This is a genomic window from uncultured Psychrosphaera sp., from assembly GCF_947500655.1.
GTDB lineage: Bacteria > Pseudomonadota > Gammaproteobacteria > Enterobacterales > Alteromonadaceae > Psychrosphaera.
Genome location: NZ_CANMSK010000015.1, coordinates 75321 through 92473, shown reverse-complemented (window position 1 = coordinate 92473; position 17153 = coordinate 75321). Strand labels below are relative to the sequence as shown.

Annotated in this window: 17 protein-coding genes and 1 tRNA gene; 6 read left to right on the top strand and 12 right to left on the bottom strand. The window is 37.4% G+C overall.

The features are described from left to right. Positions 1-37 precede the first annotated feature (37 nt). The 6 genes from ybeD to ychF all read left to right on the top strand — a co-directional run bounded on the left by ybeD (position 38) and on the right by ychF (position 4640). The gene (ybeD, locus tag Q0940_RS12840) at positions 38-310 is read left to right on the top strand and encodes a DUF493 family protein YbeD (RefSeq protein WP_299269139.1); all 273 of its coding nucleotides are present in this window, start codon (positions 38-40) and stop codon (positions 308-310) included. Between the two features lie 8 nt (positions 311-318). Further along, the gene (gene lipB, locus Q0940_RS12835) at positions 319-975 is read left to right on the top strand and encodes a lipoyl(octanoyl) transferase LipB (protein ID WP_299269137.1); all 657 of its coding nucleotides are present in this window, start codon (positions 319-321) and stop codon (positions 973-975) included. After that, positions 975-1946 carry a lipoyl synthase gene (gene lipA / locus Q0940_RS12830; protein ID WP_299269135.1) on the top strand — a complete coding sequence of 324 codons (972 nt, stop codon included), beginning with the start codon at positions 975-977 and terminating at the stop codon, positions 1944-1946. The genes lipB and lipA overlap by 1 nt, the downstream gene beginning before the upstream one ends. A 312-nt stretch (positions 1947-2258) precedes the next feature. Then, complete coding sequence (locus Q0940_RS12825) at positions 2259-2888, top strand: 50S ribosomal protein L25/general stress protein Ctc (RefSeq protein WP_299269171.1); 630 nt, start codon at positions 2259-2261, stop codon at positions 2886-2888. 26 nt (positions 2889-2914) lie between these two features. Beyond that, on the top strand, positions 2915-3505 hold the full coding sequence (gene pth / locus Q0940_RS12820) for an aminoacyl-tRNA hydrolase (RefSeq protein WP_299269133.1): 591 nt from the start codon (positions 2915-2917) through the stop codon (positions 3503-3505). Between the two features lie 43 nt (positions 3506-3548). Further along, a complete protein-coding gene (gene ychF, locus Q0940_RS12815; protein WP_299269131.1) occupies positions 3549-4640 on the top strand; it encodes a redox-regulated ATPase YchF in 1092 nt (363 codons plus the stop codon). A gap of 375 nt (positions 4641-5015) precedes the next feature. Here ychF and Q0940_RS12810 read toward each other — a convergent pair whose 3' ends face one another. The 12 genes from Q0940_RS12810 to tig form a co-directional block, all read right to left on the bottom strand. Further along, positions 5016-5459 carry a hypothetical protein gene (locus tag Q0940_RS12810; RefSeq protein ID WP_299269128.1) on the bottom strand — a complete coding sequence of 148 codons (444 nt, stop codon included), beginning with the start codon at positions 5457-5459 and terminating at the stop codon, positions 5016-5018. A 492-nt stretch (positions 5460-5951) separates the two neighbouring features. Further along, complete coding sequence (locus Q0940_RS12805; protein ID WP_299269126.1) at positions 5952-6242, bottom strand: hypothetical protein; 291 nt, start codon at positions 6240-6242, stop codon at positions 5952-5954. A 115-nt stretch (positions 6243-6357) separates the two neighbouring features. Continuing rightward, positions 6358-6951 carry a GTP cyclohydrolase II gene (locus tag Q0940_RS12800; protein ID WP_299269124.1) on the bottom strand — a complete coding sequence of 198 codons (594 nt, stop codon included), beginning with the start codon at positions 6949-6951 and terminating at the stop codon, positions 6358-6360. Further along, positions 6948-7472: a DUF4231 domain-containing protein gene (locus tag Q0940_RS12795; RefSeq protein WP_299269122.1), complete on the bottom strand. Its 525-nt coding sequence runs from the start codon at positions 7470-7472 to the stop codon at positions 6948-6950. The genes Q0940_RS12800 and Q0940_RS12795 overlap by 4 nt, the downstream gene beginning before the upstream one ends. 340 nt (positions 7473-7812) lie before the next feature. Further along, the gene (locus Q0940_RS12790) at positions 7813-8346 is read right to left on the bottom strand and encodes an Imm63 family immunity protein (RefSeq protein ID WP_299269120.1); all 534 of its coding nucleotides are present in this window, start codon (positions 8344-8346) and stop codon (positions 7813-7815) included. A 277-nt stretch (positions 8347-8623) separates the two neighbouring features. Next, entirely contained in the window at positions 8624-10498 is a 1875-nt protein-coding gene (locus tag Q0940_RS12785) for a SurA N-terminal domain-containing protein (protein ID WP_299269118.1), read from the bottom strand. A gap of 111 nt (positions 10499-10609) precedes the next feature. Then, positions 10610-10686: transfer RNA gene (locus tag Q0940_RS12780), tRNA-Asp, on the bottom strand. 15 nt (positions 10687-10701) lie between these two features. After that, complete coding sequence (gene hupB / locus Q0940_RS12775) at positions 10702-10977, bottom strand: nucleoid-associated protein HU-beta (protein WP_105052377.1); 276 nt, start codon at positions 10975-10977, stop codon at positions 10702-10704. A gap of 203 nt (positions 10978-11180) precedes the next feature. After that, the gene (gene lon, locus Q0940_RS12770) at positions 11181-13532 is read right to left on the bottom strand and encodes an endopeptidase La (protein WP_299269113.1); all 2352 of its coding nucleotides are present in this window, start codon (positions 13530-13532) and stop codon (positions 11181-11183) included. Between the two features lie 118 nt (positions 13533-13650). Continuing rightward, on the bottom strand, positions 13651-14919 hold the full coding sequence (clpX, locus tag Q0940_RS12765) for an ATP-dependent protease ATP-binding subunit ClpX (protein WP_299269112.1): 1269 nt from the start codon (positions 14917-14919) through the stop codon (positions 13651-13653). A 91-nt stretch (positions 14920-15010) separates the two neighbouring features. Beyond that, complete coding sequence (clpP, locus tag Q0940_RS12760; protein WP_299269110.1) at positions 15011-15643, bottom strand: ATP-dependent Clp endopeptidase proteolytic subunit ClpP; 633 nt, start codon at positions 15641-15643, stop codon at positions 15011-15013. A gap of 90 nt (positions 15644-15733) precedes the next feature. Next, positions 15734-17044 (bottom strand): trigger factor, encoded by a 1311-nt coding sequence (tig, locus tag Q0940_RS12755; protein ID WP_299269108.1) that lies wholly within the window; start codon positions 17042-17044, stop codon positions 15734-15736. Positions 17045-17153: the final 109 nt, after the last annotated feature.

Here is a 17153-nt window from a genome sequence, read left to right as displayed (position 1 = left end):
AACATAGAAATACTTTTGCTTTTATAGGCGATACTTTATGACAGTTAAAAACACACACTTTGATGAATTACTAGACTTCCCATGCCAACAAACATTTAAAGTCATGGGCTTAGCACAAGAAGATTTACCAACAAGAATAATTGAAGTGTTACAACCAATTGCTCCAAATGATTACTCACCTACTATTAAACCAAGTTCTAAAGGTACATATCATGCTGTATCGATTAGAGTTACCGTTACGAGTAAAGAGCAAATGGAACAAATTTATAACGAATTAAGCGCTATCGACATTGTCCGATACGTTCTATAGCTAAGATAATGACAGAGATAAATAATAAACTGATCATCAGACAACTAGATACAGGCGATTACGAAACCATCTGGCATGCCATGCAGAACTTCACCGATAATCGTGATGAAGACGTTGCTGACGAATTATGGGTGGTTGAACACGACCCTGTATTTACTCAAGGTCAAGCTGGTAAAGAAGAGCACTTGTTAAATACAGGTGATATTCCAGTGGTTAAAGTAGACCGCGGTGGACAAGTTACCTATCATGGTCCTGGTCAACTAGTTATTTATCTTCTGCTTGATTTACGTCGTCGCAAATTGGGTGTAAGAGATTTAGTCACTCAAATTGAAGTGGCCATTGTAGAACTATTAAAACAATATTCTATCGAAGCCTATGCAAAAAAAGATGCACCAGGTGTTTATGTTGATGAAATGAAAATTGCATCTTTAGGCCTACGAGTACGTAAAGGTTGTAGTTTTCATGGTTTAGCTCTGAATATTGATATGGACTTAGCACCATTTTTAAGAATTAACCCGTGCGGTTATGCGGGAATGGAAATGCTACAAACCAGTAAAATTGGTGGACCAAAAACAGTAGCCGAAGCTGCTGACGGACTTACAAAGATATTAGCGGCGTCTTTAAACGCCACAAACGTTACAACCTGTACAGGGTTAGAAAAATAATGACTACAGTAAAATCATCAAAATTAGAAGCTGGCGTTAAATTACGTGATGCTGACAAAATGTCGCTTATTCCAATAAAAGTAATGCCGTCTGAACGTGAGACTATGTTGCGTAAACCTGATTGGTTAAAAATTCGTTTACCTAAATCAAGTGAAAAAATCGACAACTTAAAAAAAGCAATGCGCAGCCAAGGCTTAAGCTCTGTATGTGAAGAAGCTTCATGCCCTAACCTACCAGAATGTTTTAATCACGGTACGGCTACCTTTATGATCTTAGGTGACATTTGTACTCGTCGTTGTCCATTTTGTGATGTTGGTCACGGTAGACCATTACCAGCAAACGCAGAAGAGCCTGAAAAATTAGGCTTAACCATTAAAGAAATGGGCTTAAAATATGTGGTTATTACCTCGGTAGACCGTGATGATTTACGCGACGGTGGTGCCCAACATTTTGCTGACTGTGTAACGGCTATTCGTAAACATAACCCGGGTATCAAGGTTGAAATTTTAGTCCCTGATTTTCGTGGTCGTATGGATACAGCATTAGAGATCTTAGCAACGGCTCCGCCAGATGTATTTAACCACAATATGGAAACGGCACCTCGTTTGTATCGTTTAGCCAGACCAGGCGCTAACTACAAATGGTCTTTAGAGCTATTAAAACGTTTTAAACAGATGCATCCAGATGTAGACACTAAATCAGGCTTAATGGTTGGATTAGGTGAAACTAACGAAGAGATCATTGATGTATTAAAAGACTTACGTGAGCATGACGTAGACATGTTAACAATAGGTCAATACTTGCAACCAAGTAAACATCATTTAGCGGTAGAACGTTATGTACCGCCAGCTGAATTTGATATGTTTAAAACGGAAGCAGATGCACTTGGTTTTAAACATGCTGCCAGTGGTCCATTTGTACGCTCTAGTTACCATGCTGATAAACAAGCAGCTGGTGAAGAAGTAAAATAAACTTCAATGATATAACTGTATATTGATGGCATAAAACCATCATATACAGTTTCCACTTCCCCCTTAGTTATCACCTTTTAAATACCTCAACAAAGTAAGTTATCACTTAGGTAAAAGCCTAGCTAAAGCTCAATTAAAGAACCTAATAACAAATCCTTAAAAAGATAGCTCTAGCGCATAGATAATGGTTGAGTAATCCATCGATTTCACTTAGAATACGCCGCCCTCGTTAAGCGAGGTTATGCGTTTTTTCTTGGTCGCGAGAAAAAACATTAAAACTAAATGAAAAAAACAAATTCTGGAGAATTCCAAATGTCTGAAGCTATTTACACTTTAGAAGCTACAGTTCGTTCTGACAAAGGTACGGGTGCGAGCCGCCGCCTTCGTCATGCTGACCAAGTTCCTGCAATCGTATACGGTCTTGATAAAGGCACACAAAACATTGCTCTTGCACATAATAAAATTTGGCAAGCACAAGATAACGAAGGTTTTTACTCTCATATCTTAACATTAGTTATTGATGGTAAAAAAGAAGACGTGATCTTAAAAGATGTTCAACGTCATCCGTTCAAAATGCAAATTTTGCACCTTGATTTCCAACGTGTTGATGCTAAACAAGAACTTCAAACAAGCGTACCACTTCACTTTGTTGGTGAAGAAGCTGCAGTTAAAACTGGCGGTATTGTTGCACACACAATCAATGAATTAGAAATTTCTTGTCTTCCTAAAAACTTACCTGAGTTTTTAGAGCTTGATATCTCTGCTTTAGAAATTGGTCAAACATTACACATGAGCGATGTTAAATTGCCTAAAGGCGTTACATCTGTAGAACTAGCTAAACCTGAAGGTCAAGATTTAGCAGTTGTTACATTACACGCTCCAAAAGCAGCTGCAGCTGAAGAAGAAGAAGCTCCTTCTTCTGACGAAGCAGCAGCTGAATAATTAGTTGATTAACTTACGGTTTATTCGTGAGTAATGACATTCAACTTATCGTGGGCCTGGCTAATCCAGGCCCCGAATATCAAAACACCCGCCATAACGCTGGCGCATGGTTTATTGAAGAACTGTGCCGTAGCAATAACATCACATTAAAAAATGACCCTAAGTATTTTGGCTATTCCGCTAAAATGTATATTGCAGAACAAGAAGTAAAATTACTCATTCCCACCACCTTTATGAACTTAAGTGGTAAATCTGTATCTGCACTTGCTAATTTTTATAAAATAAAACCAGAACAAATTTTGGTTGTACATGATGAATTAGACTTGTCACCGGGCGTTGCTAAGATCAAAAAAGGCGGCGGCCATGGTGGTCATAACGGACTTAAAGATATCATTGCCAAATTGGCAAATAACAAAGAATTTTATCGGTTGAGGATTGGCATTGGTCATCCTGGACACAGAGACAAAGTAACGGGTTGGGTTTTAGGCAAAGCGCCACAAGCTGATCAAGAAAAAATAGATGCAGCGATAGATGAAGCTGTTAGATGTACTGAGATTTGGTTTAAACAAGATTTAAAGAAAGCTCAAAACCGTCTTCATTCGTTTAGCGCTGAATAAACCAAATTTAACATAATTTTAAGTATTTGATTAAGGAACCATCATGGGTTTTAAATGTGGAATTGTAGGATTACCAAATGTTGGTAAATCAACATTATTTAACGCGTTAACAAAAGCGGGCATCGAAGCTGCCAACTTCCCATTCTGTACCATTGAGCCTAATACCGGCGTGGTTCCAGTTCCTGATTTACGTTTAGATAAATTAGCAGAGATAGTAACCCCGCAACGTGTACTTCCTACGACTATGGAATTTGTAGATATTGCCGGCTTAGTGAAAGGTGCATCAAAAGGTGAAGGTTTAGGTAATCAATTCTTAGCGAACATACGTGAAACTGACGCAATTGGTCATGTTGTACGTTGTTTTGATGACGACAATATCGTTCACGTTGCAGGTAAAGTTAACCCGCAAGAAGACATCGACGTTATCAATACAGAATTAGCATTAGCGGATATGGACTCAATCGACAATGCTCTATACCGTAATGCAAAAAAAGCCAAAGGCGGCGATGCTGACGCTAAATTTGAAGTTCAAGTATTAGAAAAATTAAAGCCTATCATTGATGAAGGTGGCATGGCTCGCTCTGTTGAGTTAACAAAAGAAGAAGCCGCTGCTATTAGCTACTTGAACCTACTAACAATGAAGCCAACAATGTATATTGCCAACGTGGCAGAAGACGGATTTGAAAACAATCCATTTTTAGATAAAGTGCGTGAAATTGCATCAGGCGAAAACGCCGTTGTAGTTGCAGTGTGTGCCGCAATTGAATCTGAATTATCAGAATTAGAGCCAGAAGACTTAGCTGAATTTATGGAAGACTTAGGCTGGGAAGAACCAGGCCTTAACCGTGTAATTCGTTCTGGTTATGAGTTGCTAAAACTAAATACTTACTTCACGGCTGGAGTTAAAGAAGTAAGAGCTTGGACATACACAGAAGGTTCTACCGCGCCACAAGCCGCTGGTAAAATCCACACAGACTTTGAAAAAGGCTTCATCCGAGCTGAAACAATAGGCTACCAAGACTTTGTTGATAACAATGGTGAACAAGGTGCCAAAAACGCCGGTAAATGGCGCTCAGAAGGCAAAAGCTACATAGTTAAAGACGGTGATGTTATCCACTTCCAATTTAACGTGTAAGCTGTAAGCTGTAAGCTGTAAGCAAAATAAAAAAACAAAGCAAGATAAAAAAAGCGAACTATTTAGTTCGCTTTTTTGTGGGCGGAGAGCTGGAAGTTGGAAGGCGGTAAGGCTGGAAGACGTCAAAACTAGAGGGCGGTAAGGCTTTAAGGCGGTAAGGCTGGAGGGCGATAAAGCTAGAGGGCGGTAAGGCTTTAAAGCTGTAAGCTGTAAGCTGTAAGCTGTAAGCTGTAAGCTGTAAGCTTGATGTGACCTCGTAAAAGTAGACATGTTTTGTATCAGTTGCTCGTATAGTCAAAAAACGCCCCAACCACTCTCTGTTCAACTAACAATTAAACAATTTATATCTAAGATTTAATTTAACCCTGACCCGTCTTATTCATTTATTGTTGTTATATTTGCAGTTCTGGATATAGTAATCTTAACTGGATGATTAAATTCGTTAATTGAACCAGAGTATACTTTTTTGTTTAATAGGTAAAAGTCACAATCTGCAGAGTCACTTGAGCTATGCGCCCACTGAAATGAACCTATTTGTTTGTAACTATCATATTCTTCTGCACCATCATGTTTTAGAACCAAAAGCCCATTTTTATCTGATTTAGTCGCTGACTTATTAAGTGCATTAGAAATAATTTCACTGGAAGAGTACTTGCTTGAGCCTTTACAATTAAATGTTACACCGTATGCAGGAGTTTTATCTGGGTAAATAAAAGTGATGTAGAACTCTTTTCCCGGAGTATATCCATGTGAAGTTACTGTTTGAGCACAACCAGAAAGGAAAATAGTTACTAATACGACAAGAGTTAGTTTATTCATATGCAACATAACAAAGCTGTAGAATTTCTCATTCTCAGCCAATCTCTTTAAATAAAAACCACAATATTTCACACCCTTCTAATATTCAATAACTTATTTTATTTTCAATAACAAATTAAAGTGGATGGCCTTGTTACACTGTAAGCTTTAATGGCTTTGTTAGGTGATTTAATCAAAAAGAAACCCTATTATTTTAAATGCGACCATAAGAAGAAGGAAAACAATAATGGCTCGCCATATACCGCCGTAAAATCCAATACTTTCTCCATTCATGGAGTTTTTGTATGCGTCATAAGTTAGGCTTTTTTCAAGGCTGACGTTGCCTCCCCCAACCTGTATTTTCTTAAAATAGGGCAAATTTATAGCGCAGCTAATGTATAAGGACGAGTCTTTGCGAAGTTCAGCGACACTGTAAGTTTGAATAGAAAGAGCCTCAGATTCGATTGGTTTTGCAATGGAATCTGGTTGTAACTCACATTCTTGAATTGTTGATTATCCGAAGTCTAAAGCAAGGTAAATGTCTTTAGCTGAAACAGAGCCAGTGTTTGATATTTCTGCAAAAAAACTTGTAGGAATCTTTGTATCAATAGGCGTAACAAAGACATCTACGATATTTAGAGTAGGATTCTTAGGATTTCCCTCTTCTTCATAATCAGTTTTCTCAGCTACTGTTCCTAAAATATCGATTTCTGGAGAGTCAAAGTGAATATAAAGAGAGGCAGCTGCTGTAATAACTGCGGCTACTATTGTTGCGATGATGGTCGCGCTATGTCCTTTAGTCAATTTTTGATACTCCTTTCACCTAACGCTTTGCTAAGCGGCTAAAAATGGCTGGCTATAATAGCGAGGAACGAGCACAGCCAGCAGTTTGTGTCCGTTTAAACAACTTGTTATACGACTATAAATCAAACTCTCTAAGCATATGACCCATTTTTAATGCTTTCGTTTTTAAGTATGATTTTGAACTTTTAGTTGAAGAAATCTCCAATGGCTGACGATAGACATCAATACCATTTGATGCAAGTGCATCAACTTTTCGAGGGTTATTTGTTAGTAATTTTACCTCTTTAATATGGAAATATGACAATATTTCACAGGCTCTTTGATAATCTCTTGGGTCTTGCTCTAAACCTAAGTGATGATAAGCTTCTGATGTATCTAACCCATGCGTAATACCTAAATCCATCCCTTTAATTTTATTTAAAAGACCTGCACCTCTGCCGTCACATAACATGTATATCAATAAACCACCATTTTCAGATATAACTCTTTGGCTTTCACTCAATTGTGCATGGCAATCGCAGTCAAGGCTTTTAAAGATCTCAGCTGTGTAGCAAGCACTTTGAATCCTTAAAAGAGGAGATTTACCACTATCACCGTTCTTTAACACAAGGATATTATCTTCTTCATGATCTCCCCAACTAAAACAATAAAAATCAAACTTTCCAAATTTTGTATTTATTATGGTTGATTCAACTTTAAAGGTACTCATTTGTTCTTCGCTTTGGTGGATGAGGAAGACTTGATATCTTCTGGGTTTGGAACCATTGGTAACCAAGAGTAATGAGCATCAAGTGCTATTCTAGTAACATTTTCAACTAAGTGCTTATCAGGATTTTTATGGTTATCATAGTCAGCCACTTTGTATTGATACTTATATAAATTATCTTCTAATTCTCGTTGTGAGGTTCTATATAAAGCCCATAACTGCTGGGGCTTTCGTAATTGCAGCCATGCGGTAGAAAAAGCTACAGAAACAGATAATAATGATGGAATTAGTTTTGAAAGGATAAAAACATTTCCATAACAGCCAAGAAATATAGCAAAATCCTCACCTAGAGTAACAAATATAGGTGCTGCTAAAGCGCCTCCCATCGACAACCAAAAACAAAACATGGATTCATTTTTATTGTGACTAGATTTTTCTTTAAAACCTTGGATTACACTTTTACAAAATTCTTCGGCTGATTTAGTTTTTTCCGTCTCAGCTTCTTTTTTAGAAAATAGTGCCATTTATGAGGGTTCATCCATATTAAAGTCGTATAAGAATTTAATCAGAGGACGATTGCCTAAGTTTCTGACAACGCCGTTCCTCTTATTTATTTTCACTATTAATATCAAACCTCTACAACATTTACCACACCTTTGTTACGTACCGACTCGTTTTTTTGTGATCCCCCAAGGATGGGCATTGTTCCTGTTTTCTTGACTTGGTAGGAAATTGATCGGGATTGTATATAAATGCAGTCCAACAAATAACGTAGACATCTGCTCTAATTCTCCCAATATGATAAGTCAATTGATTATCAGCGAACCGCAGGTTCGCCCGGCTTTTAATCTTTTATATTTTTTGTTAGCCTGTGAGCCCATCAATTGATCTTTCTGGTAACGGGTATTTTAAACATGCCTTTCGATATGCTTCTTCAGGTGCAACTCCTTTATCAATTAACTTTTCACTCATCGAAAGTCTTGCATCTATGTCATCATCATATGGGTTATTTAATAGTATTTTTTTGAGTTCTATTTCTTCACGTCTTGACCATTCTGGATTTAAAATATTAAGTAATTCTATTTTCTTTGAAAAAACGATTCTTCTATGGTCTTGTCCTTCAATGCGGTTTTTACGCTCATACTTATATGCCATTGAAGACGTAATCAAGCTAAACATCCAATACATCAATTCATTAAGATCAATAGTGCTTTTTCTCCATAACTCTCTACCTCGTTCACTAGATACAAAATGATACCTATCATCTTCTATTTCTATATGAGGAGTCCCATCTCCAATGGGTTTATTGGGTAAACTTAATAGACCTAAAGGGACATTAATTTTCTTACCTAGCTCATAGACAAGAACACGAACTGAATCAATACTATTTCCCATCATCCGTCTTCATCCCTAAGTAAATATAACGTGGACAACCACTCTAATTTGCACAATCTAGTAAGTCAATTGTTCAGCAGCGAACCGCAGGTTCGTACTTTTGTTTACAGCGACTCTTCACTTTTCCTTCAAGCCCTATAGCCTTCCCGCCTTAAAGCTTCTTTCGCTTTTCCTTCCAGCCCTCAAGCCTTCTAGCTTCCAGCGGCCCTTACCCCTGCTTTTCACCCACCAAAAAAGGCTCCTAAGAGCCTTTTCTAATTCCTAAATAAACGTGCAATAACTACAGGTTTATTTCAATATCTGCCGTTGCTTTAAGTGTATCTATATACGCTTTTGCAGTAATGCGAGTCACAAGTGCTTCAACTTGTTGCTTAGTTGTATCTTCTGCTCCCTCAGACGCTTTCTGAGACACTGAATTCAACGAGATAACAACTGCATCACCATTATTTAAACTAACAGTAGAAAACTCTTTAGTGCCGTCTACTGGCTTAGCTAATGCAAATACTTTGTCTCTTACTGTTACATCAACTTTCGTCTCATAACGAGCGACATCAGTTTGACTTTCAACATTAAGACCTAAGCTTGATAATGCTTCACCAGCATTTAACTTAGTTAAAATCTCTGTCGCTTTAACATCCGCTAATTCTGTAGCTTGTTGTGCAACAACAGCAGCTGTTACGTTCGCTAATACATCATCTAATGATTGCTGTTTTGCAGCTTCGTATTCATTAACGCGTACAATTATTGATTTATCATCGTTTAACTCGATTAAATCACTGTTTAATCCTTCGTTAATAAACTCTTCATCAAATAATTTGTCAGTAACTTTTGGGTCTAATAAAATAGCTGGCAACTGAGCACGAGACAATAAACCAGTTGATTGCATTTTCAGACCAGAAACTTCTGCAGCGTCTATTAACGTATCAGCTATTTCATATGATGTTTCAACAGCACGAGTTTGCGCATCTAAATAAATTTCAGTAATTTTATTCTGTTTTAATGACGCTAAAATATCATCTTTAACTTCTGCTAAAGGTTGAACAACAGCGGCTTTAAAATCTGTTAATTTAATTAAGTGATAACCGTATTCAGTTTCAACAACATCAGTCACATCACCAACTTTAGTAAGTTTTGCTGCGGCTTCGTCAAATTCATCACCCATAACGCCAGCATCAACCCACTCAAGATCACCGCCATTTTCGCCACTGAATGTATCAGTAGAGTAAAGTTTTGCTAATTCAGCAAAGTCTTTTCCAGCATTAAGTTCTTGTTGAGCTTTCATGATTGTCGCTTTTGCAGCTTCAGCATCATCACCGGTTTCAATTAAGATATGAGATAAACGACGCTGTGCTTCTTGCGTGTACGCAGCAAGGCTATCGTTGTAATAAGCTTCAACTTCTTGTTCAGATACATCAATATCAGCAGTTAACTCAGCACTGTCGATAACTAAGTAATCAACGGCTACTTTAGGTTGAGTTTGATATCTATATTTATTAGCGGCATAAAATGCATCTAAATCAGTTTGCTCTGGCTTAATGCTAGGTCTTAAACCAGCGGCAGAAATAGTAACCATATCAAAACTACGAACTTGTTCGCTTAACTCTTTATATACTTTTTCTTCACTCGGTAAAACAAATTCTGAACCTGATACCGCACCAACATATTGTGTACGACTCATTTGTTCACGAACGTATTCTTTAAATTCTTTTGGCTGAAAACCAGCTTGGCGTAATAAAGCAAGATAACGGTCATTGTCAAATTGACCATCTTGTTGAAACTCTGGCATTTGACGAATCGCAGTACGAATTTGCTCGTCACCAACACGTATACCTAAATCATTTGCTTCTTGTCTTTGTAGTTCTTCAATAATTAAACGCTCAAGAACACCTTTTTTGAAGTTGGCAACGTAGTTATCATCTAACATTAACTGTTCGATCATTTCACCATATTGCGATTGCATTCTGTTACGTTCACTTTGATAAGCTTGCTCAAATGCAGACTGACCTATTTCTACATCATTCACTACCGCTAATGCTGTATCCGCTTGGCTGTTGATATAACTACCGATGCCACTTACGGCAAACGTTAATATAACTAAACCTAAAATGGACTTAGCTACGATCCCTTGAGAGCCTTCTCTGATTCTTTCTAGCATGTTCACTTCTCTTTGCTGAATTTTAGTTCTAAATTTGGGCGCTATTGTATAACAAATAATAAAAAAAGCGCATCTAAATTAGATGCGCTTTAAGAAATTCAAACAATTTATTGGCGGAACGGACGAGACTCGAACTCGCGACCCCCGGCGTGACAGGCCGGTATTCTAACCAACTGAACTACCGCTCCTTAATAAGTTTGTTCTTAGCTATTACATGCATCTTTTAAAGCTTTACCAGCTTTAAATGATGGAACATTCGCAGCTGCAATCTCGATTGAAGCACCAGTTTGTGGATTACGACCTGTGCGAGCAGCGCGCTCACGTACAGCAAACGTACCAAAACCAACTAAAGCTACAGAATCACTTTCTTTAAGAGCACCTGTTACAGATTCAATGAAAGAGTCAAGTGCGCGACCAGCAGAAGCTTTAGAAATGTCAGCGCCTTCAGCGATTTTTTCGATTAATTGAGACTTGTTCACAATGTCATCCTCTAATAGTTTTTTAATTAAATAATTTTAACCAATTAAAACATTTTAATTGGACAAGTTGCCGTCAGCTGAAATACCTCGGACTCCTTAGTAATTAAAGGGGTTAGGCATGCCTAAACCTCTTCGCCCCAATAAACTAGCACAGTTCATATTTTTGAAAAGCCTTTTTTCAAAAATAATGAAGTTTTTTCAATTTATGCACAATTTTCCGTCGATATTCGTTCAATAGGCTGACTCAACGCAACTTCTAGCACGTCGTCTATCCATTTTACTGGAATAATTTTTAAGTCTTTTTTCACGTTATCTGGAATTTCTTCAAGGTCACGTTCATTCTCATGAGGAATAAGTACGGTTTTAATTCCACCACGATGAGCGGCTAGAAGTTTCTCTTTTAAGCCACCGATGGCTAATACTTCACCACGTAAAGTGATTTCACCTGTCATTGCAACATCAGCTTTAACTGGATTACCGGTTAAGCTCGACACTAAAGACGTTACCATGGCAATACCAGCACTTGGTCCATCTTTAGGAGTTGCACCTTCTGGAACGTGAATATGAATATCACGTTTTTCATGGAAGTCTGAATTAATACGCAAACCTTCAGCACGGCTCTTAACAACTGTCATTGCCGCTTGAATTGACTCTTTCATAACATCACCAAGAGAGCCGGTATAAACCAGTTTGCCTTTACCTGGAACCGTTGCGCATTCAATTGTTAGTAAATCTCCACCAACTGAAGTCCAAGCTAAGCCTGTTACTTGCCCTACTCTGTCGTCTTCGTCTGCTTTACCGTAATCACAACGACGTACACCTAAGTAATCCGCTAAGTTCTTACCGTTAACTTCAACAGATGTTACGTCTTTCTTAGTTAGGATTTCGGTAACCACTTTACGACAAATCTTAGAAATTTCACGTTCAAGGTTACGTACACCCGCTTCACGAGTGTAATAACGAATAATGTCGATAATTGCGCTATCGTCAATTTTAATTTCGTTCGCTTTAAGACCATTACGTTCAATTTGCTTGGCAATTAAATGTTGGCTAGCAATATTTAATTTTTCGTCTTCTGTGTAACCCGCTAAGCGAATAACTTCCATACGGTCTAATAACGGCCCTGGAATATCCATGCTGTTCGACGTTGCCACAAACATAATATCTGATAAGTCATAATCTACTTCTAGATAATGGTCGTTAAACGCCATGTTTTGTTCAGGATCTAATACTTCTAGTAATGCTGACGATGGGTCGCCACGCATATCTGAACTCATTTTGTCTATTTCATCTAACAAGAACAGTGGATTTTTAACGCCAACTTTTGACATTTTTTGAATTATTTTGCCCGGCATAGAACCGATATACGTTCTACGATGACCGCGTATTTCAGCTTCATCACGAACGCCACCAAGTGCCATACGAACGTATTTACGTCCTGTCGCTTTTGCGATTGATTGGCCTAATGATGTTTTACCAACGCCTGGAGGTCCAACTAAACAAAGAATTGGCCCTTTTAATTTACTGGTACGCTGTTGTACTGCTAAATATTCGGTAATACGTTCTTTTACTTTGTCTAAGCCAAAGTGATCAGCGTCTAACACTTCTTGCGCTTTAACTAAGTCTTTCTTAACTTTTGAACGTTTTTTCCATGGAACATTGGTCATCCACTCGATATAACCACGAACAACCGTTGCTTCTGATGACATAGTCGACATCATTTTTAATTTTTTAAGCTCAGCTTTAGTTTTATTTTCCGCTTCTTCTGGCATGCCAGCTTCTTCGATTTTTTGTTCTAAAGCGTCAAATTCGTCAACGCCGTCTTCGGTTTCACCCAACTCTTTTTGAATGGCTTTCATTTGCTCATTCAAATAATATTCACGTTGGCTTTTTTCCATTTGTTTTTTAACGCGGCTACGGATCTTTTTCTCTACTTGCAGTAAATCAATTTCACCTTCCATTAGCGCCATTAAATATTCGACACGTTCACGAACGTCTTCAATTTCTAATGCTTTTTGTTTTTCTTCAACTTTTAATGGCATATGAGAAGCCATAGTATCAGCAAGACGGTCAGCATCATCAATCCCAGTTACTGAGGTTAATACCTCTGGTGGGATCTTTTTATTTAATTTGATATAACCTTCAAACTGGCTAATGGCAGAACGAATTAGAACTTCTTGTTCTTTTTCATCGCCAACGATAGGTTTAATAACTTCAATATTAGCTTCAAAGAATTCTTCAATTTCAGTAAATTCAACAATTTTTGCACGCTCAGTACCTTCAACTAACACTTTTACTGTGCCATCTGGTAATTTCAACAACTGCAATATTGTCGCAATGGTTCCAACTTTAAACATGTCCTCAACTTTAGGATCATCGTTTGTTGGATCTTGTTGAGCGACTAAGAATATTTTTTTATCTTTTTCCATAGCTTGCTCTAAACAAGTAATGGATTTTTCTCGGCCAACAAAAAGTGGAATTACCATGTGCGGATATACCACAACGTCCCTTAAGGCTAAAACGGGGATATTTGAAGTTGCTGCGTCTTGCGTCATATCGTTAAATTCTCTAGATTTTTAATCACTGTTTTTAAGTATATGGGGAGAGTATTGTAAAGTTCAATTGCTCAAAACAAAAAAGGAGTCTATTGACTCCTTTTTTATCATATTTTAATTATTCTTGTGCGGCTTTTGATTGCGCATTGTCATAAATTAAAATTGGAGCAGATTCACCATCGATTGCTGAACCATCAACGACAACCTTAGAAACGTTCTCTAAAGATGGCAATTCAAACATGGTATCGAGCAATACAGCTTCGATGATAGAGCGAAGTCCACGAGCACCTGTTTTTCTGTCCATCGCTTTTTTAGCAATAGACTGAAGTGCGTCTTCTCTAAACTCTAACTCTACCCCTTCTAATTCAAATAAAGCGCCATATTGTTTAGTTAATGCATTTTTAGGCTCACTTAAAATCTGAACCAATGCATCTAAATCTAATTCCGTCAATGTCGCTACAACTGGTAGACGACCAATAAACTCTGGAATTAAACCGTATTTAACTAAATCTTCTGGCTCTACATTTTGAAAATGATCAGACAAGGTTTTTTTGTTTTCTGAAGATTTAACTTCCGCGCCAAAACCAATTGCTGTTCCGGTTTCTGAACGAGCTTCAACAACTTTGTCTAAACCAGCAAATGCACCACCACAAATAAACAGTATCTTAGAAGTATCTACTTGTAAGAACTCTTGCTGTGGGTGTTTACGTCCACCTTGAGGAGGAATAGAAGCAACCGTACCTTCAATTAATTTAAGTAACGCTTGTTGTACACCTTCACCAGAAACATCACGAGTGATTGACGGGTTATCTGACTTACGAGATATTTTGTCAATTTCATCGATGTAAACAATACCACGTTGCGCTTTCTCTACATCGTAGTCGCATTTTTGTAGTAATTTTTGAATAATATTTTCAACATCTTCACCAACATAACCAGCTTCGGTTAATGTGGTCGCATCCGCCATAGTAAATGGCACATCTAATAGACGCGCTAATGTTTCAGCCAATAATGTTTTACCACTACCAGTTGGGCCAATTAGTAAGATATTACTCTTACCTAATTCGACTTTCATATCTGTATTCATATTTTTAAGGCGTTTGTAGTGGTTATACACCGCTACTGAAAGCACCTTTTTTGCATGCTGCTGACCAATCACGTAATCATCTAAATGATTACGTATATCCATTGGTGTTGGTAATGACGAGCCATCATCTTTCGGAGATATATCTTTTATCTCTTCACGGATAATATCGTTGCATAAATCTACACATTCATCACATACATAAACAGAAGGTCCAGCAATTAGTTTTCTTACTTCATGCTGACTCTTACCGCAAAATGAACAATACAGTAATTTATTGTCGTTATCTGTCGGTTCTGACATAACGTCACCTCACTTTGCTAAATAACAGCCTTAATTTAAGGCAGCTTAATCAATATAATATTGTATCGGTTAAAAACGTAACTTATTTAGTTTATCTATTAGATAAAATAGAATCTACTAAACCATACTCAACTGCCATTTCGGCTGTTAAGAAGTTATCACGGTCTGTATCAACACATAATTTTTCATATGGTTGACCCGTATGATCTGCCATTAATCGATTTAACTTCTCTTTAATAGACAGGATTTCTTTAGCATGTATTTCAAAATCAGACGCTTGGCCTTGAAATCCACCTAAAGGTTGATGGATCATCACACGTGAATTTGGTAAGCATGAACGCTTGCCTTTAGTTCCACCTGATAATAAGAATGCACCCATGCTAGCCGCTTGTCCCATACATACCGTTGCTATGTCTGGTTTTATAAAATTCATTGTGTCATATATTGACATACCAGCAGTAACAGAACCACCTGGTGAATTAATATAAATAGAAATATCTTTTTCAGGGTTTTCTGATTCTAAAAATAATAACTGCGCGCAAATTAAGTTGGCCATATGGTCTTCAACTTGCCCAGTTAAAAAGATAACTCGCTCTTTTAAAAGACGTGAAAAAATATCGTACGAACGCTCACCTTTTGCTGTTTGTTCAACAACCATAGGTACTAACGCATTTAATAAGTCGGTATTCACTCCGCCTGCCACATTATTTGTGTGGTTATTCATATTAATTTCCTTTAAAAACAAAAATGGCTCGATAATATATATCGAGCCATTAAATCTGTCTTCAACCCCTAAGTCAATTGGGATTTAATATTAAGCTGCTTGAGGGTTCATTAATTCATCAAAGCTTAATGTTTTATCAGTCACTTTTGCTTTTTCGATGATCATTTCAATTGCTTGATCTTCTGTTGCTAAGTTACGGATATTCTCAAGTAATTTCTCATTATTGTAATAATGTTCAATAACTTCTGTTGGATCTTCATATGCAGAAGCTTGAGTTTCAATAATTTCTTTAACTTTAGCATCGTCAGCTTTGATTTCATTAGAGCGAATAAATTCACCTAATAATAAACCTGTGCGAACACGATCTTTAGCTTGTTGTTCAAACAACTCAGCTGGAAGATCTGGCATGTTAGCTTGGTCAACTTGACCGCCAAAACGTTGCATAGCTTGTTGACGAAGATTAGTTACTTCTTGGTCGATAAGTGCTTTAGGAACGTCAAGTTCGTTAGCTTCTAACAAACCTTTAATCACTTGCTCTTTAACTTTAGCTTTAAGCTGTTGACCAAGTTCACGAGTCATATTGTTTTTAACTTCAGCTTTAAGTGCGTCAACACCGCCTTCAGTTATTCCGAATTTAACAACGAATTCGTCATTTAATTCAGGAAGCTCTTGAACTTCAACTTTATTGATAGTGATTTCAAATTCAGCTTCTTTACCTTTCAATGCTTCTGAATGGTAATCAGCTGGGAATGTAACGCTAATTGGGAAAGATTTCTTAGCGGCTTTCTTGCCGATTAATCCGTCTTCAAAACCTGGGATCATACGACCCGCGCCAAGTTCTAAATCAAAACCTTCAGCTTTTCCGCCTTCAAAAATCTCGCCATCAATTTTACCAACAAAATCAATGTTTACACGATGGCCTTCTTTAGCTTGAACTTTCTTTTCAGCCCAAGTTGCTTGTTGCTTACGCAACGTTTCCATCATGTTTTCTAAATCTTTATCTGTTACTTCAGCAACTGGACGTTCTACTTTAATGTCTTCAACTTTGTTTACTGACACTTCAGGGAATATTTCAAACGTTGCTACAAATACTAAATCTTGACCGCGAACTAACGTCTTTGGTTCAAAGAAAGGTGCACCCGCTGGGTTTACTTTCTCTTGAATGATTGCCTGAATATAATTCTGTTGCATTTCTTCTTGTGCAACTTCAGAGAATACTGACTGACCAAAACGTTTTTCAACAACTGACGCTGGAACTTTACCTTTACGGAAACCGTCGATACGAGTTGTTTTACTTACTTCACGTAAACGTTTTTTTACTGCATCTTCAATTTTTTCTGAAGGTACTGTAATTGTAATACGGCGTTCTAAACCTTGAGTCGTTTCTAAAGAAACCTGCATTTTCTACCTCAATTAATTAATCTATGGCCAGTTCTAAAATATACCTAGGGTATTTATTTATTATTAACGGCTCAATTCATGTTCATAAAATAACGGCGTATTATAGCCA

Bases quoted from the DNA above. Each gene is read 5' to 3' on its own strand.
- lipA (WP_299269135.1), top strand. From the start codon at position 975: ATGACTACAGTAAAATCATCAAAATTAGAAGCTGGCGTTAAATTACGT.
- lipB (WP_299269137.1), top strand. From the start codon at position 319: ATGACAGAGATAAATAATAAACTGATCATCAGACAACTAGATACAGGC.
- tig (WP_299269108.1), bottom strand. From the start codon at position 17,044: ATGCAGGTTTCTTTAGAAACGACTCAAGGTTTAGAACGCCGTATTACA.
- lon (WP_299269113.1), bottom strand. From the start codon at position 13,532: ATGACGCAAGACGCAGCAACTTCAAATATCCCCGTTTTAGCCTTAAGG.
- Q0940_RS12790 (WP_299269120.1), bottom strand. From the start codon at position 8,346: ATGATGGGAAATAGTATTGATTCAGTTCGTGTTCTTGTCTATGAGCTA.
- Q0940_RS12795 (WP_299269122.1), bottom strand. From the start codon at position 7,472: ATGGCACTATTTTCTAAAAAAGAAGCTGAGACGGAAAAAACTAAATCA.
- clpP (WP_299269110.1), bottom strand. From the start codon at position 15,643: ATGAATAACCACACAAATAATGTGGCAGGCGGAGTGAATACCGACTTA.
- ychF (WP_299269131.1), top strand. From the start codon at position 3,549: ATGGGTTTTAAATGTGGAATTGTAGGATTACCAAATGTTGGTAAATCA.
- Q0940_RS12810 (WP_299269128.1), bottom strand. From the start codon at position 5,459: ATGAATAAACTAACTCTTGTCGTATTAGTAACTATTTTCCTTTCTGGT.
- Q0940_RS12825 (WP_299269171.1), top strand. From the start codon at position 2,259: ATGTCTGAAGCTATTTACACTTTAGAAGCTACAGTTCGTTCTGACAAA.
- clpX (WP_299269112.1), bottom strand. From the start codon at position 14,919: ATGTCAGAACCGACAGATAACGACAATAAATTACTGTATTGTTCATTT.
- Q0940_RS12800 (WP_299269124.1), bottom strand. From the start codon at position 6,951: ATGAGTACCTTTAAAGTTGAATCAACCATAATAAATACAAAATTTGGA.
- Q0940_RS12785 (WP_299269118.1), bottom strand. From the start codon at position 10,498: ATGCTAGAAAGAATCAGAGAAGGCTCTCAAGGGATCGTAGCTAAGTCC.
- ybeD (WP_299269139.1), top strand. From the start codon at position 38: ATGACAGTTAAAAACACACACTTTGATGAATTACTAGACTTCCCATGC.